The 24342-nt window shown below is 65.5% G+C and carries 23 protein-coding genes and 1 pseudogene; 4 read left to right on the plus strand and 20 right to left on the minus strand.

From position 1 onward, the window contains the following. Positions 1-300 precede the first annotated feature (300 nt). Complete coding sequence (locus tag AB7O82_RS06995) at positions 301-2115, minus strand: IlvD/Edd family dehydratase (RefSeq protein ID WP_428541663.1); 1815 nt, start codon at positions 2113-2115, stop codon at positions 301-303. Between the two features lie 134 nt (positions 2116-2249). Here AB7O82_RS06995 and AB7O82_RS07000 point away from each other — a divergent pair, with 134 nt between their 5' ends. Next, positions 2250-3140, plus strand: coding sequence for a sugar kinase (locus AB7O82_RS07000; protein WP_428541666.1), 891 nt, complete (start codon positions 2250-2252; stop codon positions 3138-3140). Here AB7O82_RS07000 and AB7O82_RS07005 read toward each other — a convergent pair. The 14 genes from AB7O82_RS07005 to AB7O82_RS07070 form a co-directional block, all read right to left on the minus strand. Further along, positions 3094-4089, minus strand: coding sequence for a sterol desaturase family protein (locus tag AB7O82_RS07005; protein WP_428541669.1), 996 nt, complete (start codon positions 4087-4089; stop codon positions 3094-3096). The two genes, AB7O82_RS07000 and AB7O82_RS07005, sit on opposite strands and share 47 nt — an antisense overlap. 12 nt (positions 4090-4101) lie before the next feature. After that, positions 4102-5100 (minus strand): YncE family protein, encoded by a 999-nt coding sequence (locus tag AB7O82_RS07010; RefSeq protein ID WP_428541672.1) that lies wholly within the window; start codon positions 5098-5100, stop codon positions 4102-4104. 47 nt (positions 5101-5147) lie between these two features. After that, positions 5148-5780 carry a bifunctional 4-hydroxy-2-oxoglutarate aldolase/2-dehydro-3-deoxy-phosphogluconate aldolase gene (gene eda / locus AB7O82_RS07015; RefSeq protein ID WP_428541675.1) on the minus strand — a complete coding sequence of 211 codons (633 nt, stop codon included), beginning with the start codon at positions 5778-5780 and terminating at the stop codon, positions 5148-5150. A gap of 2 nt (positions 5781-5782) precedes the next feature. Next, positions 5783-6517 carry an SDR family oxidoreductase gene (locus AB7O82_RS07020; RefSeq protein ID WP_428541678.1) on the minus strand — a complete coding sequence of 245 codons (735 nt, stop codon included), beginning with the start codon at positions 6515-6517 and terminating at the stop codon, positions 5783-5785. Further along, complete coding sequence (locus AB7O82_RS07025) at positions 6507-8759, minus strand: TRAP transporter permease (RefSeq protein WP_428541681.1); 2253 nt, start codon at positions 8757-8759, stop codon at positions 6507-6509. Before AB7O82_RS07025 ends, AB7O82_RS07020 begins: the two co-directional genes overlap by 11 nt. A gap of 101 nt (positions 8760-8860) precedes the next feature. Beyond that, positions 8861-9868: a TAXI family TRAP transporter solute-binding subunit gene (locus AB7O82_RS07030; RefSeq protein ID WP_428541684.1), complete on the minus strand. Its 1008-nt coding sequence runs from the start codon at positions 9866-9868 to the stop codon at positions 8861-8863. 62 nt (positions 9869-9930) lie between these two features. Then, entirely contained in the window at positions 9931-10677 is a 747-nt protein-coding gene (locus AB7O82_RS07035) for an SIR2 family NAD-dependent protein deacylase (protein WP_428541687.1), read from the minus strand. Positions 10678-10694: 17 nt separating this feature from the next. Continuing rightward, on the minus strand, positions 10695-11747 hold the full coding sequence (locus tag AB7O82_RS07040; RefSeq protein WP_428541690.1) for a hypothetical protein: 1053 nt from the start codon (positions 11745-11747) through the stop codon (positions 10695-10697). A 7-nt stretch (positions 11748-11754) separates the two neighbouring features. Continuing rightward, complete coding sequence (locus AB7O82_RS07045) at positions 11755-12546, minus strand: ABC transporter ATP-binding protein (protein WP_428541693.1); 792 nt, start codon at positions 12544-12546, stop codon at positions 11755-11757. 159 nt (positions 12547-12705) lie between these two features. Beyond that, a complete protein-coding gene (locus AB7O82_RS07050; RefSeq protein WP_428618971.1) occupies positions 12706-13956 on the minus strand; it encodes an ABC transporter substrate-binding protein in 1251 nt (416 codons plus the stop codon). Positions 13957-13993: 37 nt separating this feature from the next. Beyond that, positions 13994-15061 (minus strand): branched-chain amino acid ABC transporter permease, encoded by a 1068-nt coding sequence (locus AB7O82_RS07055; RefSeq protein WP_428541699.1) that lies wholly within the window; start codon positions 15059-15061, stop codon positions 13994-13996. Between the two features lies 1 nt (position 15062). Beyond that, a complete protein-coding gene (locus tag AB7O82_RS07060) occupies positions 15063-15956 on the minus strand; it encodes a branched-chain amino acid ABC transporter permease (RefSeq protein ID WP_428541702.1) in 894 nt (297 codons plus the stop codon). A 194-nt stretch (positions 15957-16150) separates the two neighbouring features. Then, positions 16151-18091 carry an AMP-binding protein gene (locus AB7O82_RS07065; protein WP_428618972.1) on the minus strand — a complete coding sequence of 647 codons (1941 nt, stop codon included), beginning with the start codon at positions 18089-18091 and terminating at the stop codon, positions 16151-16153. Next, positions 18088-18909, minus strand: coding sequence for an ABC transporter ATP-binding protein (locus tag AB7O82_RS07070; protein WP_428541708.1), 822 nt, complete (start codon positions 18907-18909; stop codon positions 18088-18090). Before AB7O82_RS07070 ends, AB7O82_RS07065 begins: the two co-directional genes overlap by 4 nt. A gap of 113 nt (positions 18910-19022) precedes the next feature. Between AB7O82_RS07070 and AB7O82_RS07075 the strand changes: the two genes are divergently transcribed. Then, complete coding sequence (locus AB7O82_RS07075; RefSeq protein ID WP_428618975.1) at positions 19023-19883, plus strand: polysaccharide deacetylase family protein; 861 nt, start codon at positions 19023-19025, stop codon at positions 19881-19883. 771 nt (positions 19884-20654) lie between these two features. Here AB7O82_RS07075 and AB7O82_RS07080 read toward each other — a convergent pair. Next, positions 20655-21047, minus strand: coding sequence for a Rid family hydrolase (locus tag AB7O82_RS07080; RefSeq protein WP_428541714.1), 393 nt, complete (start codon positions 21045-21047; stop codon positions 20655-20657). 268 nt (positions 21048-21315) lie between these two features. Between AB7O82_RS07080 and AB7O82_RS07085 the strand changes: the two genes are divergently transcribed. Further along, complete coding sequence (locus tag AB7O82_RS07085; RefSeq protein ID WP_428541717.1) at positions 21316-21567, plus strand: hypothetical protein; 252 nt, start codon at positions 21316-21318, stop codon at positions 21565-21567. A gap of 165 nt (positions 21568-21732) precedes the next feature. Here the strand turns inward: AB7O82_RS07085 and AB7O82_RS07090 are convergent, their stop codons facing one another. Together AB7O82_RS07090 and AB7O82_RS07095 are read right to left on the minus strand one after the other, a co-directional pair. Beyond that, entirely contained in the window at positions 21733-22479 is a 747-nt protein-coding gene (locus AB7O82_RS07090) for a Bax inhibitor-1/YccA family protein (RefSeq protein ID WP_428541720.1), read from the minus strand. 235 nt (positions 22480-22714) lie between these two features. After that, the gene (locus AB7O82_RS07095; protein WP_428541723.1) at positions 22715-23014 is read right to left on the minus strand and encodes a hypothetical protein; all 300 of its coding nucleotides are present in this window, start codon (positions 23012-23014) and stop codon (positions 22715-22717) included. Between the two features lie 44 nt (positions 23015-23058). Between AB7O82_RS07095 and AB7O82_RS07100 the strand changes: the two are divergent. Then, a pseudogene (locus AB7O82_RS07100) lies at positions 23059-23328 on the plus strand (dihydrofolate reductase family protein); the annotation flags it as partial. On the opposite strand, the gene AB7O82_RS07105 reads toward AB7O82_RS07100, so the two are convergent. Then, the gene (locus tag AB7O82_RS07105) at positions 23321-23971 is read right to left on the minus strand and encodes a hypothetical protein (RefSeq protein ID WP_428541726.1); all 651 of its coding nucleotides are present in this window, start codon (positions 23969-23971) and stop codon (positions 23321-23323) included. The pseudogene AB7O82_RS07100 and the gene AB7O82_RS07105 overlap by 8 nt on opposite strands. Next, entirely contained in the window at positions 23968-24336 is a 369-nt protein-coding gene (locus AB7O82_RS07110) for a hypothetical protein (protein WP_428541729.1), read from the minus strand. The genes AB7O82_RS07105 and AB7O82_RS07110 overlap by 4 nt, the downstream gene beginning before the upstream one ends. Positions 24337-24342 lie beyond the last annotated feature (6 nt).

The following is a 24342-nucleotide window of genomic DNA, read 5'->3' on the forward strand; positions in this document are numbered from 1 at the left end:
CGTCCGTCCGCCCACCCAGCCGACATCCCCCTGGGCGATCGTGCTGATCAATCGCGTCGACCTGCCGGTCTCCGTCGAGCAGCGCCTGTTCCGCTGACGGCCTTCTGATTCGCCTCCCCCGTAATCGGCGTAATCGGGGGAGGTGCCCCGTCCTACGGGGCGGAAGGGGAAGGCCTCAAACGAGGTTGATGAAGTTCCGACGTCGGGAATCCATGGATCTTCTCTGAGGCCTTCCCCCTCCGCCCCGTGCGGGGGCACCTCCCCCGATGACGGGGGGCGCACAAAAGTGTCCGCCTGCCCTCAATGCGAATGCCGCGGCACGCCCTTGGTCTGGACGATGCGCTGGTAGTTCACTGCGAAGTCGAGGCAGGCGCCGCTGGCGAGCTGGCCAACGAACTTGCGCTGCAGCTCCTGCCACGGCGTCTGACTTTCCTTGACGTGCGGTTTCCACGCCGCCTTGCGGCGTGCGAGCTCGTCGTCGTTGATCAGGATGTCGGCGCGCCGCTTGCCGATATCGACCCGCACCTTGTCGCCGGTCTGCAGCAGCGCCATGCCGCCCCCGACGGCAGCTTCAGGTGAGGCATTGAGGATCGACGGACTCGCCGAGGTGCCGCTCTGCCGACCGTCGCCGACGCACGGCAGCAACAGCACCCCGCCCTTCACCAGGCGATCGGGCGGCAGCATGTTCACCACCTCGGCTGCGCCGGGATAGCCCACCGGCCCGACGTTGCGGATGAACAGGATGCTGTTCTCGTCGATCGGCAGGCTCGGGTCGTTGATGCGGTGGTGGTAGTCCTCGGGACCTTCGAACACGATGGCCGTGCCCTCGAAGGCATCGGCGTCGCCTGGCCGCTCGAGGTACTTCTTGCGGAACTCTTCCGAGATCACCGACGTCTTCATGATCGCCGATTCGAACAGGTTGCCCGACAGCACGGCGAAGCCCGCCTGGCCGAGCATCGGCTTGTCGTAGGGCTTGATCACGTCGCCGTCGACCGGTTTCGCCGAGGCGAGGTTCTCGGCCATGGTCTTGCCGCTGACGGTAATCGCATCGCCATGGATCTTCTTCCTGGCCAGCAGCTCGCGCATCACGCTCGGCACGCCGCCGGCGCGATGGAACGCCTCGCCGAGATACTTGCCGGCCGGCATGCAGTTCACCAGCAACGGGATGTCGTAGCCGATCCTGTCCCAGTCAGCGTTGTGCAGGTCGACGCCGATATGGCGGGCGATCGCATTGACGTGCGGCGGGCAGTTGGTCGAGGCGCCGAGGGCGCTCGCCGCGACGATGGCGTTCTCGAACGCCTTGCGTGTCAGGATGTCGGACGGCTTCAAATCCTCCCACACCATGTCGACAATGCGCCTGCCGGTCTCGTAGGCGATCTGGCCGCGCTCGCGGTAGGGGCCGGGAATCGCGGCGCAGCCGGTCAGCGACATGCCCAGTGCCTCGGCCATGCTGTTCATCGACAGCGCCGTGCCCATGGTGTTGCAGTGGCCGACGCTCGGTGCGCTCGACGCCACCATCTCGAGGAACTGCTTGAGGTCGATGCGGCCGGCCGCCAGCTCCTGGCGGGCGTACCAGACCACGGTACCGGAGCCCGCCAGGCCGCCAGCGTAGTGGCCGTCAAGCATCGGCCCGCCCGACAGCACGATGGCGGGGATGTTGACCGTGGCCGCGCCCATGATCATGGCCGGCGTGGTCTTGTCGCACCCCGTCGTCAGCACGACGCCGTCGAAGAAGTAGCCGTACAGGCTCTCGACCAAGCTGAGGTACGCGAGGTTGCGATCGAGCGCCGCGGTCGGGCGCTTCCCGGTCTCCTGAATCGGATGGACCGGGAACTCGATCGGAATGCCGCCGGCATCGCGGATGCCATCGCGCACGCGCTTGGCAAGCTCCAGGTGATGGCGATTGCACGGCGACAGATCGCTTCCGGTCTGGGCAATGCCCACGATCGGCCGGTCGCTGTGAAGCTCGGCCAGGGTCAGCCCGAAGTTCATGTAGCGCTCGAGATAGAGGGCCGCCATCGTCGGATCGCCGGGGGCATCGAACCAGTCGCGGCTGCGCAGCCGGCGCTTTCCGCCATCCTTGCCGTTGGCGCCCTTCTTGGTGGCCATCGTCATTCCTCCCGAAATGTGTCCGGCCACCGTGAGAGAAGGCGTTGCGGAAGTCCAGCGTCGAGCTTGAGCGCCGGACCGCGGCGTGGGACCGTCGCGTTATGCCCTCCTCCCCTGCCCTCGTCAGCGTCGGCGAGCCCATGATCGAGTTCAATCGTCCGCGCGACGGCGACGGTCGGACATGGCTGCAGGGCTTCGGCGGCGACACCTCCAACGCAGCAATCGCGGCGGCGCGCCAGGGCGCGTCGGCCGGCTATCTCACCAGCCTTGGCGAGGACTGGATGGGCGAGGCGTTCCTCGATCTGTGGCGAACCGAAGGGGTCGACGCCACGCACGTGCATCGCCATCCCACGGCACCCACCGGCGTCTACTTCGTCACTCACGGCGAGGGCGGCCATCGCTTCGACTTCCTGCGCAAGGGATCGGCCGCCTCGCTGTTGGATGCTCACGGCCTTGCCACCGACTACATTGCGCGTGCGCGGATCCTGCATCTTTCGGCAATCAGCCAGGCGATCAGCACGCCGGCGCGACAGACCTGCGAGGCCGCCATCGAGGCCGCCCGAGGGGCTGGCGTTCGCGTGTCGTACGATACCAACCTGCGCCTGCGCCTGTGGGACATCGACGAGGCGCGGCGAACGATCGACGCCACCGCCGCCAGGTGCGACATCCTGCTGCCCAGCCTCGATGATTCGCGTCAGCTCACGGGCCTCCAGGCCCCTGACGCGATCGTCGACCGCTATCTCCGCCTCGGACCGTCGCTGGTGGCCCTGAAGATGGGCAGCGAAGGGGCGCTGATCGCGACGCGCGACAGCCGGGTCACGATCCCACCGCACCGCGTCAAGGCCGTCGACGCGACCGGCGCGGGCGATGCCTTCGCGGGGGCGTTCCTCGCGCGTCTTCTGGTCGGGGACGATCCCTTCACTGCCGGCCGCTATGCCAATGTCGCAGCGGCGCTGAAGACACGCGGCTACGGCGCCGTAGCGCCTATTCCGCGGGCGGCCGAAGTCCAGGCTGAATTGGCGCGCGCATAGGACGCGGCAGCAGCGCCCGCACGAAGCGGCCGAACACGGTCACCTGCTGAGCGATCCAGCCTCGGCCGTTGTCGGCGTCGACCACCGGGTCGTCGACACCGGTCGGTCGATGCTTGCCGTCGTAGATCGCCGTGCCGAAAAGGATGTCCCAGATCGGAAAGACCGGCGCGAAATTGTGGTCGTGGATATGACGCTCTTCGGGGCTCGCCAGGGCGTGATGAAGCCGATGGAAGCGCGGTCCGACGAGCAGCTTCTCGCCGACGCGCCCGAAGCTCACGTCGACATTGGCGTGCGACCAGCTCTCCACCAGCCGACCCACCATGAGGATGAGAATGTAGTCTTCCGGCTGCACGCCGACGAACTGGGCGAACACCGCCAACGCCAGGGTCATCAGCAGATCGTCGACGATATGATTGCGATCGTCGTTCCATACCGTCACCTGGCGCTGACTGTGATGCAGGCTGTGCAGCGCCCACCACCAGGAGAATTTGTGCTGCGCGCGATGCAGCCAGTAGGCAGCGAAGTCGTACAGCACGAAGTAGACGAGGAACGAGGCGAGCGCGTTGTCGTACAGCCACGGCACGATCTGCTCGAGTCGCGGGGGCACGAAGCCCGCGGCGCGAGTGAGATACTCGATCTGGTTGGTGATGGGAAAGCTCACCACGAACACGGCGAGCGGCACGATGCCGAGCTTGTTCAGAATCGTGTAGACCCGATCGACGGCCACCAGGTCGTCGTTGGCGGTCCGATCCAGCGGCCAGCGCTTCTCGAAGAAGCGCATGCCGAGCGCGATGACCAGGATCTGGACGACGCCCAGCATGACGATCTCGACGGCATCGAAGCCCGGCTCGTACCATTCCATGAGGCCGAACTCGAACAGCACCGGCGCGACCGCGGTCTCGAAGATCCAGGCCTGGCAGCCCACCCAAAGGTCGATGAGGTCGCGCATCGGCGCGCCAGCCTATTTCTTCCTGGGTGCTGCCGAAACGGTGCGAATTGGTGTGCCGCTGGGAGGTCCGACGGCATCGAGCATGACCAGGCCGTGCGGCGACTTGCCGACCGGGATCGACGCGACCACCTTCATCTGCTCCAGGTCGACGACGGCGATGCGCCGCAGGAAGCGTTGCGTCACCCAAAGCTCCTTGCCGTCGGGCGTGATGTCCATGCAGTCGGGACCGCCTGGCACCTTGATCGTGCCAACGACTTTCATCTCCTGCGTGTCGATAAGCGACACGGTGTTCTCGACGCGGTTGCTCAGGAACCAGTGGCGTCCGTCGCCCTTGGGCCAGAAATTGTGCGCCGCCCGCCCGGTTTTCAGGCTGCCGGTAATCGCGCCGTCCTTGGGATCGACGACCACGAGGCCGTCCTGCCCGGTGAGGGCCACGAGCAACCGATTGTTGTCGGGCAGCATGAGGACGCCGGCTGGCGCCGTGCCGACCTTCACGTTCCACTTGATCGCCTGGGTCTCGAGATCAAACGCTACCAGCCGTCCGCTCTCCTGAAGAGTGACGAAGGCAGTCTTCGACTCGGTGTCGAACGCGAGATGGCTCGGCATGCTGTCGACGAAGATGCGATTGACGAGCTTGAAGCCGTCGGCGCGGTAGAAATCGACATGGTCGAGACGAAGGGCGATGGTGACGAACCACTTGCCGTCGGGGCTGAAGCCCAACTGGTAGGGGTCGACGATGTCGCGCACGACACCCCGCTTCTCGGCGGTTTTGTTGTCGAGCACCAGCAGCTCGTTTGTCACCGTGGAGCCGATCAGCACGTCCTTGCCATCGGGGCTGCGGAACAGGTGATGCGGCTCCCGGCCGACCGGCAACCGGACAAGCTCGGTGCGAGAGCTGCGACTGATGATGCTGTAGGAGGCGTCATCCGAGTTCAGCACCAGAACCGTATCGGCCCGGGCGTTTGCGGCAGCCAGCACGAACAACGACGCGATCACTGCCAGTCTATTCATGATGACTTCTCATCTTCTTACCGGTACATCTTGAAGCATCTTCTAGATCAAGACCAGAACCGATTGAGCCGCGAAGCTGCGGCCGCGAGCCGCTCCACCTCGTGCCAGTCGCCGGTGGAGATGATCCTTCCCGGCGCCACCCAGGACCCACCGACGCAGGCGACGTTGGGCAGAGCCAGGTAGGATGGTGCGCTGTCGGAATCGATGCCGCCCGTTGGACAGAAGCGTATGTCGGCCAGCGGTGCGGCGACCGCCTTGAGCCAGTTCACGCCGCCGGCGCTGCTTGCCGGGAAGAACTTGAGCAGGCGGTACCCGGCCTCGGCCAGGACCATTGCCTCCGACACGGTCTGGATACCTGGCAGGAATGGCAATCCTGCGGCCTGGATGGCTGCGGCCAGCGCTGGCGTGCAGCCCGGGCTGACGACGAATCGGGCGCCGGCCCGTTGTACTTGATCGAGTTGCGTGGGCTCGAGGACGGTCCCCGCGCCTGCCACCACCCCGGGCACCTCGGCCGCGATCGCACGTAGCGCGTCGAGCGCAACGGCGGTGCGCAAGGTGACCTCGACGACCGGCAGGCCACCCTTGACCAGGGCGCGCGCCAGAGGAACGGCGTCGGCGAGACGCTCGATGGTCAGCACCGGTAGGACCGGCGCCAGCCTGGCGATCGCCTCGATATTCATCGTCAGACGCTCCAGCCGCCGTCGATCACGTTCACCGTGCCGGTCGTGAACGCCGATTCGTCACTCGCCAGGTAGACCGCAAGGGCGGCGATCTCCTCGGCCGAGCCGAAACGGCCGGTCGGTTGACGCTGCAGGAAGAACTGGCGGGCGTCCGATCCGCCGCCCAGGGAGGAGATGCGTTCGTCGAGCGACGGGGTCTGGACGGTGCCGGGGCAGATGGCGTTGCAGCGGATGCCCTTGCTCACGTAGTCGACGGCGATCGACTTGGTGAGGCCGATCACGGCGGCCTTTGTCGTGCCGTAGATGCAGCGGAGCGCGGCGCCTTTCACCGAGGAGGCGGCCGACGACATGTTGACGATCGAGCCGCCTCCCTTGGACAGCATGCCGGGCAGGAACGCCCGGATCGTCCAGAACATGCTGCGCACGTTGAGATCGAAGGCGAACCGCCATTCTTCGTCGGTGGCGTCGAGCACACTGCCGTGATGGACGAAGCCCGCGCAGTTGAACAGCACATCGATCACACCGGTCTGCTGCGCCAGCGCACCGATCGCTTCGCTGTCGAGGACGTCGAGGCGATGCGCCTGCACGCCCTTCGTCCCGGCGAGGCCGGCGAGCTTGCCGGCGTCGACGTCGGTCGCCCACACCGTGGCGCCCTCGCGAGCGAAGGCGCGAGCCGTAGCCGCCCCGATCCCCTGCCCCGCAGCGGTTACCACGCACACCTTGCCTTCAAGTCGCATGGGACCGTCTCCGATATTGCACGAGCTGATAGCCCAGGACCGGCAGGCTGAGCACCAGGCTGGCGAGCAGCGCCGTAGCGCCCGGCGCCATCGCCGGTGCGGCGGCAACGCAAAGCCAGATCCGCTCCCAGAGCGACAGGCGCACCAGCAGGAACGCCGACAGCGCCGCGCCGAGAAACGTGATGCTGACGATGCAGCCGGCGAACGTGAGCGTGAATTCCTGCCAGCTGAATCCCGGTGCCACGATCAGGAGCGAAGGTGAGAAGACGAAGACGAATGGCACCAGGGCCTTGGCAATGGCCAGCCGGAAGGCAGTGTTGCCCGTCTTGAAGGGATCGGCTCCGGCCATGCTGGCGGCGGCGTAGGCGGCGACGGCGACAGGCGGCGTCACGTCGGCCAGCACGCCGTAGTAGAAGACGAAGAAATGCGCCACGATCGGCGCAACGCCCAGCAGGCCGAGCGCCGGCGCGGCGATCGTCACCATGATGATGTAGGTCGCTGTCGTCGGCACGCCGCAGCCCATCAGGATGCACACCAGCGCGGTCATTGCCAGGGTGAAGAACTTGAGAAGCGTCGCCTTGTCGAACGGCAGCCAAGCCTGGACCAGCGACGTCGCATCCGCGGCGACGCCGACGATGATGGTGGCGAATTTGAGCGCCGTGCCGGTAAGGGTCACGACGCCGATGATGATGCCGATCGCCGCTGCGGCCGCCCCAACGGCCAGGGCGTACTTGGCGCCGATGGTGAAGGCATCCAGCAGGTCCCGCCAATGCAGCGCCGGCGCAGGGTTGAGGCGCCACAGCGCGATGCACAGCAGCACGAACAGGCTGAAGGTGATCTCGGCGAACCAGTCGGCGAGAACGGGTGGCAGGATGGAGCGGCCGAACATCAGCAGCATCGCCCAGGCGAGGACCATGACGATCTCGACGATCGGCAGCCGCGGCCGCATCGAGCGCATCAGACCGACGATGATGCAGAGATAGATACCCCAGAACGCCGCCAGGTAGGGCGTCGAGCCGTCAAAGATCTTCCAGATCAGGGCGGCGAGCGGGATCAGGGTCACCCAGTCCTGGCGCATCACGCGCTTCCAGTCCGGCATCTCGTCCGCCGTCAGGCCGCGCAGGCCGACCCGCTTGGCCTCGAAATGGACCTGGATGAACACGCCGAAGAAATGCATGAAAGCCGGCACGATCGCGGCGATGATGATGGTCTGGTAAGGCAGCTCCAGGAACTCGACCATCAGGAAGGCGGCCGCGCCCATCACCGGCGGCGTGATCTGCCCTCCGGTGCTCGCCGTGGCCTCGACGCCTGCGGCGAAGGTCGGCCGGTAGCCCAACCGCTTCATCATCGGGATGGTGAGCGAGCCCACGGTCACCGCGTTGGCGACCGACGATCCGGAGATCATGCCGAACAGCGCCGAGCCGAAGATCGCGACCTTGGCCGGCCCGCCGGCGAATCGCCCGGCCACCGCCATCGCCAACGCCAGGAACAGCCGCCCGAGGCCGATCCGCATGGCAACCACGCCGAACAGGACGAAGTGGAAGACATAGGTCGCCACCACGCCGATCGGGATGCCGTAAATGCCCTGGCTGGTGAGGTAGAGGTGATCGGCGAGCTGCGCCCAAGTCGTGCCGGGGTGCACCAGCATGCCAGGCATCCACGGCCCGGCGAAGGCGTAGGCCATGAATCCCACTGTTATGAACACCAGCGCCCAGCCCATGGTCCGTCGCGTCGCCTCGATCACGACCAAGGTCAGGGTGGTGCCCATCACTACGTCGATCACGTCGGGATTGCCCGTCTTGAAGGCGATGTCGTGAAAGATTGCCGGCAGGTAGAGTGACGAGGCGACGGCCGCGGCGAACAGCAGCCAGTCGTAGAGGGGCACGCCGCCCGGATGCAGCACACCGGTCGCGGCCTTGGGCGCCACCTTCCGGTTGGCAGCGAACACCAGGAAGATCAGGCCTAGGACAAGCGCAAGATGGATGCCACGGTGGGTTTGCTCGCGCAGCAGCCCGAAGCCCGCCGTGTAGAAGTGGAACAGCGAGAGCGACAGCAGCAGGCCGGCGACGATCCAGGTGCCGCTGATGCCGAGCGGCCGGAAGCGCATCTCCGAATCGAACTCGCGCTCGAGCTCGGCCGACTTGGCATGATCGACTTGAAGGCTCAAACGAACTCCCGTTGCCTTATGTCCTCCCCGGCTTCGCTGGGGAGGTGTCCGCGTCTTCACGGATGGAGGGGTCATGATTCATGAGACGTGAGAGCCATGACGCCTCCGCCGCCGTGAGACGGCGACACCTCCCCAGCTTCGCTGTCAGCGCAGCTGGGGAGGAGAATGAGGCGTACCTACTTGATGAGCCCCTTCTCCTTGTAGAACTTTTCCGCCCCCGGGTGCAGCGGGATGCCCAGGCCCTGGATGGCAGTCTCGAACCTGATGGCGCGGCCCTTGGCATGGCCGGAATCGAGCAGTTTGCGGGTGTTCGGGTTCCACAGCGCGGCGGTGACGTTGTAGATCAACTGGTCGGCCTGCTTGCTCGAAGTCGCCCAGATGGCGTTGACGCTGACCGTCTTCACTCCGGCGACGTTCTTGTAGACACCGTCCGGAATTTCGTCGAGGGCGAAGAAGCTGTACTGCTTCACGAGCCCCTCGGCCTCCGGCCCATCGATCGGCACCAACTCGATTCCCGTCGTCGCGGCCAGCTCGGCGACGGCGCCCTGGGGCCAGCCGGAGACGCTGAAGAAGGCGTCAAGGGCGCCATCCTTGAGCTTGTCGGCAGCCTGTTGCGGCTTGAGGTACTCCGCCTTGATCTCCTTCTCCGTCATCCCGTAGGCGGCCAGGATCAGGCGGGCGTCGACCAGCGTGCCCGACCCGGGCTCGTCGAGCGACATGCGCTTGCCCTTGAGGTCCTTGATCGACTTGATCCCGGAGCCCTTGCGCGCCACCAGATGGAAGCTCTCGGGATAGAGGTTGGCAATGGCTCGCAGCACGTCGACTTTGGGCCTGCCTTCGTAGATGCCGCTGCCATTGTAGGCCCAGAAGGCGACGTCCGACTGCGTGAAGCCCGACTGCATGCTGCCGCTCGAGATGGCGTTGACGTTGGCGACCGATCCATTGGACGCCACCGCCGTCGCAACCAGGCCCGGAACTCCACACGAGCCACCCTCGGCGCACGACCGCGAGCCCGGAGGATTGGAGATCGCGTTGGCGATCAGGCCACCGATCGGAAAGTAGGTGCCCGCCGTCCCGCCGGTTCCGATGCGGAAGAACGTGATGTCCTGCGCGGCTGCCGGCATCCCGGAGACGGTTGCCGCGCCCAGCCCGCCCAGCAGGGCGCCCCTGCGAGTGATGTTCATTTGGCGTCTCCCTGACATGTGCCGATTAAACCGTGTCCGGCCGCTGCCTGCAACGACGAGCCTCAGTTGACGCCGATGGCTCTGCTCATCGTCGACCCGATCTCGGCATGGATCACCATGTCGGCGGTGTCGTCCTGGTCGGTCGCGTCGCGATTGACGATCACCAGCTTGGCGCCGCGGCGCTTGGCGATTCGCGGGAAGCCGGCCGCCGGATAGACCACCAGCGAGCTGCCCAGCACGATGAACAGATCGCAGGCCGTGGTCTCGTCCTGGGCTCGCGCCATCTGGATCTCCGGCATGGCCTGGCCGAACGAGATGGTCGCCGTCTTCACGATGCCGTCGCACTTGACGCAGATCGGCAGCTTGCCCGAGCCGAGAAAGGCCCGCCTGATTGCGTCGAGCTCGTAGCGATGGCCACAGTCCAGACAGCTCGCGTAGGTCGAGTTGCCGTGCAGCTCGATGACCTTCGACTCGGGCACCCCCGAGCGCTGGTGCAGACCGTCGACATTCTGCGTGATGATGGCGCTCATGCGACCCTGCTCGACCAGCTTGGCAAGGGCGCGATGGCCGGCATTGGGCTCGGCCTTGAGCATGGTCTCGTCGGTCGCAAACTTGCGTCGCCAGGATTCGCGTCGCATCTCCTCCGACGACATGAAATCGTCGAAGTAAATCGGCTTGTAACGGGTCCAGATGCCGCCGGGGGAGCGGAAGTCGGGAATACCCGATTCGGTCGAGATGCCGGCACCGGTGAACGCGACGATGCGCGTGGCCGAACCGATCATGTCGCGCAGCTGCTCGATCTGGTCCATTGCCATCCTCCTCGGCCCTATGGTGCGGGCATCGCGGGATTATGCGCCGCACAGCCCGGGTATGTCCTGCCTTCGCTCCTGACCTCGACGACGTAGGCGAACAACGAGCCCGACTGATTATCGATGCAGCGCCGCTCGTCGATCGTCACCAGCAAGTCAGTGCCGTCGGTACTCGCGTACTCGAGACCGCCTCCCGATTTCTGCGGGCCGCCATGCGGCACGCGTTGCGTCGACAGGCCGCCCAGAACGCTCATCACCATGTCGCGCGACGTCACCTCGAGACGCCACGACGGCTCGTTGCCGCTCGCGATCCATTCGCGCTGGTCGAAGCGCTCGCGGCACCCCGCCGTCTCGACCGCCGCGCGACGCAGATCCACGACGCCGATTCCGGTGTTGGCGCCGGTCTCGCGCACGCCATAGACCTCGACGAACATCGGACGCCCCTCCTGGCCGGCGGTCAGCTCGCGCAGGGTCCTGAGCAGCTCCTGGCGCTCGGTGCGATCCTCCAATGCGAGCGGCGCACCGTCGCATGGCATGAACTGCAGCCGACCGCCGAGGTCGCGCACCAGCCCGCGCAGCCGGGTGGCGTTGCCCGGTCGCGCAGGCTCGGCGGTGCGCGGCGCGGCTGGCGGAGTCAGCGCCATGGTCAGCTGCGACGGTTGCCGCGTCGGCGGTTGCTGGAGCTGTGGCACCGGCGCCCCGCCACGGCCGACCGCGGGCGTCGGCGCCGGGCGCGCCGCCAGCGCCGGCAGCGCATAGAAGAACAGCGGACGCTCGCCGCCATCGAGCAGGCAGACGAACTGCGTCTCGAAGGGCGCCCGGTTGCGGTAGGTGAGCCGGCCGCGCAGGGTCAGGGCGGCAGCGACCGGCTGCGACCCCGCCTTGCCGTTGAACCGCTCCAGGGCCGGCGGCGGAAAGTCGACCGCGGTGACACGGTCGACCGACGGATCGAGCTGGCGGTACTGGCTCTCGCCGAAGGCGGCGCATTGCTGCGCAAGCTCGCTGCGCGCGAGCGCGGGTGCGGCAATCGAGCAGAGGAGCGCGAGGACGATCGGCAAACTGGGGCGCATGACGCCCCTAGGATAGCCAGCGCTTGCGCCTCTTGTAATGCTTGGTGTCGCGATAGGACTTGCGCGCCCCGCCTTCGTTCAGGCCGAGGTAGAATTCCTTGATGTCGGAATTGTCGCGCAACTTGGCGGCTGGCCCCTCGAGCACGATTCGGCCGTTTTCCATGACATAGCCGTGATCCGCGACGCCGAGCGCCATGGTGGCGTTCTGCTCGACCAGCAAGACCGAGAGCTTCTCCTGCTTCACCAGCCGGTCGACGATGCCGAAAATCTCCTCGACCAGGAGCGGCGCAAGACCGAGCGACGGCTCGTCGAGCAGCACCACCTTGGGTTGGCTCATCAGCGCGCGGCCGATCGCCAGCATCTGCTGCTCGCCGCCCGACAGATAGCCCGAGACCTGGGTACGCCGCTCGCGCAACCGCGGAAAATAGGAATAGACGAGGTCGATCCCCTGCTTCACCGCGTGGCTGCCCTGCACGTGACCGCCGGCGATCAGGTTCTCCTCGGTCGTCAGGTTCTCGAACACGCGCCGGCCCTCGAAAACTTGGACGAGCCCGAGCCGCGTGACGTCGTGGGCGCGCATGCCGTCGATGCGGCGATCGCCGAGTTGCACCGTGCCCTTGGTGACCTCGCCGCGCTCGCTGCGCAAGACTCCCGAGATCGCCTTGAGAGTCGTCGTCTTGCCGGCGCCGTTGGCGCCCAGCAGGGTGGTGATCGATCCGTCGCCGACATCGATCGACACGCCCTTGAGGACGAGGATGACGCGGTCGTAGACGACCTCGATGTTGTTGATTGCCAGCATGGAGCGACGCTTTCTATTCCTCCTCCCCAGTCCTGCTGGGGAGGTGTCGCCGTCTTACGGCGACGGAGGGGTCATGAATCTCATGATCCACGAGTCCATGCCCCCTCCGTCCGCGAAGACGCGGACACCTCCCCAGCGAAGCTGGGGAGGAGCAATGACTCACGACTTCGAGGCTTCCGCCGCGAGATGCTTCTGGATGACGTCGCGATAGCCCTGGAACCATTTCTTGGTCCGCACGAGCTTGCCGCCCTTGACCGTCCAGATCTCGACCCAGCCGCCGCCCTCGTGGTCGGCCGTAGTGAGCTCGAGCGGCGGGACGAGGCCGCCCAGGGTCAGGCCCTTGATCGCCTCCATGCCCTTCTTGACTTCCTCGGAGTTCGGCGTGGCGCCGCCCTTGGCCTTGATGGCGTTGCGAAGTGCCTCGACATGGAGCGCCGCGATCAGCACGCCGCGATTATAGAGCACCGTCGAATCCATCTCCTTGGGCGGCTGCTTGCCCTGGGCCTTGTACATCGCCTCGATGTCCTTGATCACCGGGAAGTCCTTGCCGACGCCGGCGAACTGGATGGTGTTGTAGCCTTCGGCCATGCCCATGCCGCCGGCCGCGATGATGTCGGCTTCCGAGCTGGCCCACACCAGGCCGACCACCTTGCTGAGCGGAAAGCCCTTGCCCTTCAGCTCCTTGATCGACACCGAGGGCGCACGGCCGAAGAGATGGGAGATGATGAAATCAGGCTTGAAACGGGCGGTGATGTCGAGGATCTGCGCTCCCATCTCGAGGCCGGGCGCGGGAACCGCGAAGGTCCGCATCTCGAAGCCTTCCTGCTTGGCGATGTCCTCGAGGACGGCCAGCGGCTCGCGACCCGCCGGATTGTCGTAGAAGATGTAGGCGATCTTCTTGCCCTTGAGGTTGCCGCCCAGCTTCTCCTTGACGAAGGCCACGGCGGCGCCCGCCTGCGACCAGTAGCTGGCGGCGACCGGGAAGGTGTAGGGATAGCGCTTGCCGTCCGCGGCGGCGGCGGTGCCGAAGCCGGGCGTCGTGCCGAGGATCTTGTCCTCCTCCAGCTTCTTGTTGAGGGCCGCGGTCTGCGGCGTGCCGTAGATGCCCTCGACCAGGGCGCCTTCCTTCTTGAAGCGCTCGTGCGCCTCGATGGCCGGCGGCACCTTGTACTCGTGATCGATCTCGAGGACCTTGATCTTGTGGCCCTCGACGCCGCCCTTGCTGTTGATCAGGGCGATGTAGTCCTGATAGCCGGGACACAGGACGGTGCCGACGATCGCGGTCGGCCCGGTGCGGTCGCATTGCAGGCCGAACACGACTTCCTTTTGGGCGAAGGCCTGGCCCGCGCCCAGCGCCAGGGTGGCGGTCGTTGCCGCCAGACCCAGCCAACTCCTAACGAACCTCCTCATGGGTTCCTCCCTATATTTTTTGCAGTGACGCCCCGCCCTAGTACGAGAAGGGCCAAACCCGGAAATAGCTCCGGATATTCCTCCACAAGCGATTGAGCCCCTCGGGCTCGACGATCAAGAAGAAGATAATCAACGCGCCGAACACCCCCAGCCGCAAGCCCGAGATGACGTTGGCCATCTCGCCCGCGGTGAAGAACAGCGACCCGACGTTTTCCATGAGAATACGGATAACGATGGGCAGCAGTGTGACGAAAATGGCGCCGAGAATGGATCCCAGGACCGAGCCCAGCCCGCCGATGATGATCATGGCGAGGTAGTCGATCGACACGATGAGCTGGAACTGCTCGTAGTTGGCGATGCCGAAATAGTAGGTGTAGAGCACGCCGCAGACGCCGGCGTAGAACGACGAGATGGCGAAAGCCAGCAGCTTGTAGCGGTAGATGTTGATGCCGATGATCTCGGCCGCGATATCCTGGTCGCGCACCGCCACGAAGGCCCGGCCGATGCGGCTGCGCACCAGGTTCAGGGTCGCCACGATGGCGATCACGGCGAAGAACAGCAGGAAGAAATAGAGCCGGCCCTGGCTGTCGAAGGCGAAGCCCAGGAGGGTCGGCCGCCCGACCTCGATCGACGCCTGGGCGCCGCCCGAGATCGCCGGCACTCGGTTGATGGTCCATTCGATGATCAGTTGGCCGGCCAGCGTGGCGATGGCGAGATAGAGCCCCTTGATGCGCAGGCTCGGCATGCCGACCACGACGCCGATCAGAGCCGCCATCAGGCCGCCCGCCGGCAGGGTCAGCCAGAATGGCAGGTCGAGCTTCACCGCGAGGTTGGCCGCCGTATAGGCGCCGACCGACATGAAGGCGCCGTGGCCGATCGAGATCTGCCCGGTGTAGCCGACCAGGATGTTGAGCCCAAGCGCGCCGACGATGGCGATGAAGATCAGGTTCAGAAGCGACAGGTAATATTCGTGGACGACCGCCGGAATGATCAGCACGAAGATCACGGCGAAGGCGATCACCGTCCATCTGGCGATCGGCAACGGGTAGAGCGCCATGTCGGCGCTGTAGCTCGTCTTGAAGACCCCGGATTCGCGATGGAACATGCTACACGCGCTCGATCTGCCGTCTGCCGAAGATGCCGTACGGCCTGACCATGAGAACCAGGATCATCAGGACGTAGGGCGCGAAATCCTTGGTGCCGCCGCCGACGAACGGATCGAGGTAGCCGGCCGCCAGGCTTTCGACGATGCCGATGATCAGCCCGCCCACCAGGGCGCCGCCGATCGAGTCGAGACCGCCCAGGATCACCACCGGGAAAACCTTCAGCCCGACCAGGGCCAGCTGCACGTCGACGCCCAGCATGCTGCCCCAGACGATGCCGCCCAGCGCCGAGACGATGCCGGCCATCGCCCAGGCCAGGGCGAAGTAGCGCTCGACGTTGATGCCCATCGCCTGTGCGACCTGCTGGTTGTCGGCAACGGCACGCATGGCGACGCCCATTCGGGCCTTCTTGAAGAACCAGTTGAAGGCGAGGAAGAAGCCGAGGGCCACGACCGCTCCCAGCACCTGGATCGGCGGCAGGGTGGCCGGACCGATCGTGATCGGCTCATCACCGATCGGCAACGGCAGGGCGCGTGGCTCGATGCCCAGGACCAGCGGGCCCCAGCCGCGCAGCACGGCGGCAACACCGATGGTGGCCATGATGACCGCCACCACCGGGCGACCGAGCAGCGGCCGCAGCACCACCTTCTCGAGGCCGAAGCCGAAGCCAATCATCACCAGCAGCACGGCGACGATCGCGGCGATCAACGGCGCCTCGGCGCCGAGCACCACCACCACGACCATGCCGGCCAGCATGACGAACTCGCCCTGGGCGAAGTTGATCGCGTCGGTCGCCTTGTAGACCAGCACGAATCCGAGGGCGATCAGCGAGTACATCAGGCCGATCGAGGCCCCGCTCACCAGCAGGGCGAAGGCAAACTCGAGGTCTTCAGACATCGGCGCTCTCTATTGCTTCCCTCCCCCGTCTTACGGGGGAGGCGGCCCGAAGGGCCGGAGGGGGAAAGTCCCAAACGGGGTTCATCCGATTCTGACGTCGAACTCTCACGAATTTCGACTGGGGCGTTCCCCCTCCGCCCCTGCGGGGCACCTCCCCCGCAAGACGGGGGAGGAACACAATGACGCTTCCCATCCTAAGCCGCCCTCCTGGCCGGCTCCGCCGTTCCCTGACCGTGGATGGCGATGGTCGAGTTCAGGGTCGACTTGCGGCCGTCCTCGAAGGTGATCTCCATCGTCACGTCGACCGACGAGGCACCGCCGTAGAACGCCTCGATCACGTTGGCGTACTTCTCGGCGACGAAGCGGCGGCGCACCTTGCGGGTGCGCGTCATCTCGGCGTCGTCGGCGTCGAGCTCCTTGTTGAGCAGCAGGTAGCGGCGCACCTGCTGCACGTCGGGCAGCGTGGCGTTCGCCTTGGTGATCTCCTGGCCGATCAGCGCCGCAACCTCGGACTTGCGGCTGAGATCCATGAAGCTCGTATAGGCGAGCCCCTGCTTCTCAGCCCACGTGCCGACCGTCTGCATGTCGATGGCGATCATGGTGACGACGAACGGCCGCTGGTCGCCGAACGCCACGGCCTCGCGGATGAAGGGGCTGAACTTCAGCTTGTTCTCGATGAACTGCGGCGCGAAGGCCGAGCCGTCGGAAAGCTTTCCGACATCCTTGGCGCGGTCGATGATCACGAGGTGGCCCTGCTTGTCGAAGAAGCCGGCATCGCCGGTCTTGAGCCAGCCCTCGCTCGTCACCGTGTCGCGCGTCACGTCGTCCTGCTTGAAATAACCCCTGAAGACGTTGGGCCCCTTCAGCAGAACCTCGCCGCGGTCGTCGATCCTGACATCGACCTGCGGCATCGGCCGGCCCACGGTGTTGGGATTGGCCTCGGCATCGGCCTGGCACGAGATGAGCGCCGACGCCTCGGTCGCGCCGTAGACCTGCTTGAGGTTGATGCCGAACGAGCGGAAGAAGCGGTAGGTGTCGGGCCCGAGCGGCGCGCCGCCGGTGTAGCACCAGCGCGCCTTGCGCAACCCGAGTTGGTCGCGCACCGGGCCGTAGACCAGCACCTCGCCGATGGCGAGGCCGAGCCGCTCGCCGAGCGACAGGCTCTTGCCGTCGGCCCGCTTCAGCTCGCAACGCTCGGCGAGGCTGCGGAAACGCTCGAAGATGCGGCGCTTGGCCGGCGACGCGTCGCTGCCCTTGATCTGCGTCAGGGTCAGCATGTTCTCCCAGATGCGCGGCGGCGCCAGCATGGCGTCCGGTCCCAGCTCGCGCAGGTCGCGCTGCACCGTCTCGGGGCTTTCCGGGCAATTGGCGGTCAGTCGCGCCACCAATGCAATGCCGAGCGAGAACGCGGCATCGCCGAGCCAGGCCATCGGCAGATAGGACAACCAGTTGTCGCCGGCCTTGACGTCGTTCACCTGGATGAAGGCCTCGGACGTGGCGATCAGGTTGCGATGGCTGAGCATCGCGCCCTTGGGATTGCCCGTGGTGCCCGAGGTGTAGGCGATCATAGCAATGTCGTCCGGGCCACCCTTGGCAACCTCGGCGTCGTAGTAGCCGGGATGGGCCTGGCCGAACTTGTGTCCCTCCTCCAGCACACTATTGAAGGAGCGCAAGATGGGATCATCGTAGAACGACAGGCCGCGCGGGTCGTCGTAGATGATCCAGCGCAGCCGCGGCAGCTGATCCTTGAGCGACAGCGCCTTGTCGACCTGTTCCTGGTCCTCGGCGACGATTATCGCGGTCTCGGCATGATTGAGCACGTAGACCAGCTCCGAGGCGATCGAGTCCTGGTAGACGGGCACCGAGAAACCACCCAGCGCCTGGGCGGCAAGCTGGGCGAAATAGAGCTGGGGCCGATTGTCGCCGACGACGGAAAGCTTGTCGCCGCGCTGGAAGCCGAGCGCCGCCAACCCGAGGGCAAAGTCGCGCACGATGTCGCGATAGGCCTCCCAGCTGTAGGTCTGCCACACCCCGCGCGACTTCTCCCGGATGCCGGCGCCCCCGGGGTCCTGCTCGGCATTGCGCTGCACCAGCTTGGGCAGCGTCGACGTCGCGGCGTTGTCGAGCAGGCTCATGGGCGCCCTCCCCCCTTGCTGGTGCCGAGATAGGCCTGGATGACCGCGGGGTCGCGCTGCACCTCCTCGGGTGTTCCGGCGGCGATGCGCCGGCCGCGGTCGAGGACGACGACCCGGTCGGAGATATCCATGACCACGCCCATGTCGTGCTCGATCAGCACGACAGTGATGCCGCGCTCCTGGTTCACATCGAGGATGTAGCGCGCCATGTCTTCCTTTTCGTCCTGGTTCATGCCGCCCATCGGTTCGTCGAGCAGCAGCACCTTGGGATCGAGCGCCAGTGCGCGGCCCAGCTCCACCCGCTTGCGCAAACCGTAGGCGAGCGCCGCGGTCTGCTGCTTGCGCAGATCCTGGAGTTTCAGGAAGTCGATAATCTCCTCGACCGCCTCGCGATGAGCGATGTCCTCCTTCTGGGCCATTCCCCAATAGATCACGCTCGCCAACACGCCGGCCTTCATGCGCACATGGCGCCCGAGCATGAGATTGTCGAGTACGGTCAGGCCGCTGAAGAGGGCGATGTTCTGGAACGTCCGGGCGATGCCAAGGGCGGCGATGTCGCTCGGCTTCTTTTGCGTGATGTCGAGACCTTCGAGGACGACGCGGCCGGTGTCGGGCTTGTAGAAGCCCGAGATCATGTTCAGAAGGGAGGTCTTGCCCGCGCCGTTGGGACCGATGATGGAGACGATGCCGCCCTTCGGCACTTCCAGGGCGACGTCCTGCACGGCCACGACGCCACCAAAACGCTTGGATACGCCTTCGACCACGAGCTGCTTGTCGCCCTCGTGCGCAGCGACGCGCTGGGCGGACGCCCCCACCATGAACCCTCCCTGAATCAGCTTCACTTTTCTCTTTATTGGAAACCATCATGCAGGCTCCGGTGGGCGAACGCAACAAATCTGCTTACACTCGGACGCCTCTCCGGGAGCGTCCAATGCCACGACACATCGTCTGCCTGACTTTTGACCACGACCATCTTTCCGGATTGATTGCACGCGGACTGACGACGCCGACTGCCATATCGCGTGGCGAGTACGACGTCGTGGTCATCCCGAGGCTGATGGCGCTGCTCGAGCGCTACGGCATCAAGGTTACTTTCTTCACTCCGGGTCACACGATCGACAGCACGCCCGAGGCGGTGATGCCCTACGTCGAGGCCGGCCACGAGCTGGCGCATCACGGCTGGACGCACCGCCTGCCGGTGACCATGTCGCGCGAGGAGGAAGAAGAGGAGATCGTGCGCGGCAACGATTCGATCAAGCGCATCAGCGGGCGCACCGCACGAGGCTACCGCTCGCCGGCCTGGGACCTCTCGCCCAACTCGATCGAGCTGCTGCTGAAGCACGGCATCCAGTACGACAGCTCGATGATGGGCCATGACTACGACTGCTACTTCGCCCGCCAGGGCGACGTGGCCGAGCTGATGAAGCCTTTCGTGCGAGGCCGCGAGACGCGGCTGGTCGAGATGCCGATCAGCTGGTCGCTCGACGACTACCCGCACTTCGAATACATGCGCAACCCGAACGGATCGATCCAGGCCGGGCTGATGAACGCCACCAACGTACTGGAGAATTTCGTCGACGACTTCACCTACATGACCCGGGTGGCGCCCGACTTCGGCATCCTCACCTACACCTTCCATCCCCACGTGATCGGCCGCGGCCATCGCATGATGATGCTCGAGCGCCTGATCCAGAAGCTGATGGAAGGTGGCGCCGTGTTCATGCCGATGGAGGACGCCATGCAGGAGTGGCTGGCCCGCCGCGAGACGGGACAGAAGCGCGCCGCCGAGTGACGGCGGCATTCGGCTGCCGTCCAGCCCGACGAACTGCGAGCCCGGACGCGCAAAACAGAACGAGCCTGCATTTCTGCGTTCGGTGCGTTCGGGTGCCGTCAGCATCCGACAAAGGTCCTTCCATTTCAACGCGTTAACCCCCCGAACGAAGAACCGCGCTCCTGCGTTCGGACCAACCAGTCTTGCGTTCGGTCGTCCGGTTTGCGTTCGGTTGTTCTCCCGACCGCAGGCGTCCCGCCCGCTCATGAGAAGAAGCGGCCAGGACGCCCGCGCTCCGGAAGAATCCTTCAGCGGGTTCTGTGACAGGGTATTGACTCGCGAAAAAGTCCGCCGGTTCAAGGACTTGGCTGACCTCATCGGCCCCGTGAGCGCTCGCGTAACAGGAATTGAAACAGGGACGAAAAAATTAACAGGGAACCTGATGCACCGATCAGGGAAACTGATCCCATGACAGGGAACTTCGGCACACCTGCTGACAGGCGGCGGCATTTCGTTGGCCATCTCAACCGTCGACTTTTTTCGTCCTGCCTCTTCGTCCACCACGCCAAGCCCGCGTGTGTGCCACCGTCGAGCTAGCCTCAAGTGCCCAGGAATGCATATGGCCGCCCACCGCGGTGGTTCGCCATTGCGGCCAAGGCAGCACATCTCCCGCATGTCGCTGCCAAAACCGCGCTCGATCAACGGCTTACGGCGTGAGGTGGATCGCACGTCTCCGCTGTGCAATCAATTGCACGGCGATCGATCCGGTGCGCGTCGTCGCCGGGACGAGGCTCAGTTGGAGACCGCGGCGCAGCACTGCACCTCGACCAGCAGTCCCGTCATCATCAGGGCGGAGACGCCGATCACCGCGCTCGTGTAGGTCGGCTGCTTGAGGATCCTCGCCCGCGTCGCGACGTAGCCGCCGCCGTTGCGGCCGAGGTCGACGACGAAACTCGTCATCTGCAGGATCCTGTCGAGGCTGGAACCACCCGCCGCGAGAATTCGTCCGATATTCTCATAGGTCTGGACGGTCTGGGCGTCTATGTCGTCTCCGATCACCTGCCCCTGCGCATCGAGCGAAGCAACACCAGACAGGTACAGGACGTCACCATGACGGACACAGTTGGTGAAGCCGAGTTGCTCGTAGGGAAACACGCCAGGAACCGGAACGACGATCGGAGTCATGGGGAGACCTCGCCTTGCGGCGCACCTATTGGGTGTGCGGCGTACCCTCTCGGTGAGACGGCAAGAATGCAAACATGAATGTGCCGGTTGATCCCATGGGTCAAGTTCGGCCTGCCGGAGACGAGGGTGATGCCGGGCGCCGGCGGCGGGTAGTTCCTCGCTCGGGAGCAGCAAACCGTTGCGAGAACCGGACTGACGCATAATGCGCCGCTCACATGCTTTCGGCCCCTTTGAGATATCCCGCAGGCGGAGACAGGAGAAGGCTCAGATGAAGATGATCAACCTGCTGGCGGCGCTGTGCATCGCATCCGTGAGCGTCGAGGCCGCTGCGCAGTCGCTCAGGCTCAAGGATCTCGTCAAGCGCGGCTTCATCGTGAACAAGTTCGGGCAAAGTGCCCAGGTTCTCGCCCAGAAGGGATCGGAAGCCTATCTCTGCGACTACGACTTTCGTTCCTCGAGCTCGGCACAGGCGCTCGCGCTCGCCCTCAAGAACAGTGTCTGCTTTTCGATCGGCGACTGATGATCTGGGGACGAGCTTCTCGATTTCGTCGCGCCAGCCGACTTGTAACCCCGAGCGAGCAGCGAGGGACCTCTCCTGCTGCCCCAGGTCCTTCGCTGTGCCCGGGATGACGACCTTGCTGGATGCGCTCATCTCGGAAATGAAGCGCTTGCTTTTTGCGGGCGCCTACCGCCGCTGACCCAGGAACATCATCAGGAACTGGAACAGGTTTACGAAGTCGAGGTAGAGGCTGAGCGCGCCGAAGATCGCCACCTTCTCCGCCACCTCGGTGCCCCAGGCCTCGGTGTACTGCTGCCTGATCTTCTGGGTGTCGTAGGCAATCAGACCCGAGAAGATCAGCACGCCCGCGACCGAGATGATGAAGCTCATCGGGCCCGACGGCCAGAACATGTTGAGCAGGCTGGCGAGGATAAGGCCGATCAAGCCCATGAACAGGAACTTGCCGAAGGCCGACAGGTCGCGCCTGGTGGTGTAGCCGTAGAGGCTGAGCGCCCCGAAGGCGCCGGCGGTGACGAAGAACGTCCGGGCGACCGACGCGCCGGTGTAGCGGAACAGCAGCAGCGACAGGCTGACACCCATCAGGGCGGTGACCGCCCAGTAGACCGCCTGCACCGCGCCGACGCTCATCGTGGCGGCACGGACGGAGGTCAGGAGCAGCAAGCCAAGCGGCGCGAAGATCGCGATCCAGCCCAGCACGTTCAGGTCGACGACGTTGCCCGCCTGGAACTCGAAGAACAGGCTCGCGAGATCGGCCGAGCTGAACAGGCCGAAGGCGACGATGCCCGACAGCGCCAGGCCCGAGGCCATGTAGTTGTAGACCCGCACCATGTGGGCGCGCAGGCCGGCATCGAACGACGCCTGGACGGCAACGGTGCCGGCCCGATTGACGGTGTCGAAATTGGGATTCGCCATGAATTTCACCCTCCACAAATTGCAGCGTCAGCCGCGCGGGGAGTCGCCGACGCTACGTGTCCCCGGCGAAGCCGCCTCGGTCCGCGGGCGCAAGACCTGCAAGCGCCGCCGCACACACATTGGTCGTGCTCATCGCGCGCGGCAAGCGGTCAGGTCGAGAACGCCACTGGGTCGAGGCCGAGGGAGCGGCGGGATGGGCCTGGATTTCCACGGAGCCCTTCCGTGGAAATCCAGGCTAGGAGACGTTCACCATCGGAAGCAATTCCAGCTTGGTTGCCGATCTTTCCAACAACCAGGCCTGCGCGGTGCGCCGAGGATCATTCCGGTAATTCTGGAAGTCCGCATCCGATGCGAAGCTGACGATATGGACCTCTACGGTGCCGTCCGGATTTCGCAGCCGACGCTCCAAGCGCCCGTTGAACTCGGACAATAGCGGCAAGACGGCGGCCTCGTAGGCTCGAAAGTCCCCGATGCCCTCTGCAGGTATTCGCGCTATGAGCGCAAACGTCACGAGGTCGGTTTGATCGGCCATCATCCTGGTCTCGAGCGAGGGTAGTCCAAGTCTAGCGCCTCCGTCCTAAGACGGTCGAGAATGACATCGCGGCGGCGATGGGCAGGCTGAAGGCCGAGCTGGTTGGGGAGATCCAGGTTGGCGGACCAGAATTGGCGGGAAGCCTGACCAAACTTGCCCTGATTGACGAGTGTCGACTCTACATCCATCCCGTCGTGCTTGGTCGCGGCAAGCCGTTCTTCGCCGGCCCCCGGCCGCCGCTCCGCCTCGCCGCCAGCGATCGAATCGGCGAGGACGCGATCAGGTTGACGTACGTTCCCGAACCAGCGATCAGGTGACGATCTCGAAGCACATCAACGAAACGACGCGAAGCCGGTCCGTTCCGGGCGGCGGGATGCGGTGGGGGATCAGCCCGCCATGGATCAGGAGACTGTCGCCCGGCAGCAAGGCGAGGCGGCTCCGTTGCTGCTCGACATCCGCCCGGATCTCGCGGAGCGGCGTCGTCAGGCCGTCGAGCCACAGGTCGATGGCGCCCTCTCCGGCAAGCGGATCACTGTCGTGGAGGCACGTTATCAAGGCGAGATCGCAGCCAGGAACATCGCGATGGATGTCGAGATGCGCCTGGGGCCCTGCATAGATCGAGTAGCTCGCGCGCGTGCCGCAGGGACGGATGGGCAGCTTGACCTCGTTGGCGACGAAACTCTGCAGCGCGCCCGAGGCGAACAATTGGTCCTGTGCAGGCCCGCCTTCGACACAGACGATGTGCCGCGCCGGCTCGCCGCCGCGAACATCTTCCGTGTCGTTGCCCGAAGCCACCTGGTCGAGGCGCTGTCCGCCGGCCATCGCCTCGGCAAGCATGCTTTCAATCCACCTGGGATCGATGAGCCCGCGGTAAATTCCGTAGCCACCGGCGTGCAGCAGAGCCGAGTGCCGCAGGCGGGAGAGCTCGGTGCGCAGCTCACAGGCGGCGCAGCAGCTCACGGAATCGTCCCCGGGCCGAAGGCCGGCGGCTCCGAGAAGACGACCCCCTTGACGAGCGGGCGCAGCGTCTCCGGCAGCTTGTCGGTGGGAAGGCCGCTCAGAGGCCTGGCGGCGGCGCGCAGGCCCCTTCTGGGCCGTTCGTGCATCCGGCCATCGAGACCAGGCTGTGGCGAAACCCCGAAGACCTGCCGGAAGACGCTCGGCGCGGCCTCGATGCTGAAACTGTCGCCGACAACCTCGCCGCACGTGAAGCCAAGAGCCCGGAATGCCGTCACCACGCGCTCGGCGAGCGCCGCATCCGGCAGGGCGCTTCCGACGTTCCGGGACGTGACAGTGTGAGCATCCACGCCCGGTATCGCGATCACGACCTG

Source organism: Reyranella sp., from assembly GCF_050185545.1.
Taxonomy (GTDB): domain Bacteria; phylum Pseudomonadota; class Alphaproteobacteria; order Reyranellales; family Reyranellaceae; genus Reyranella.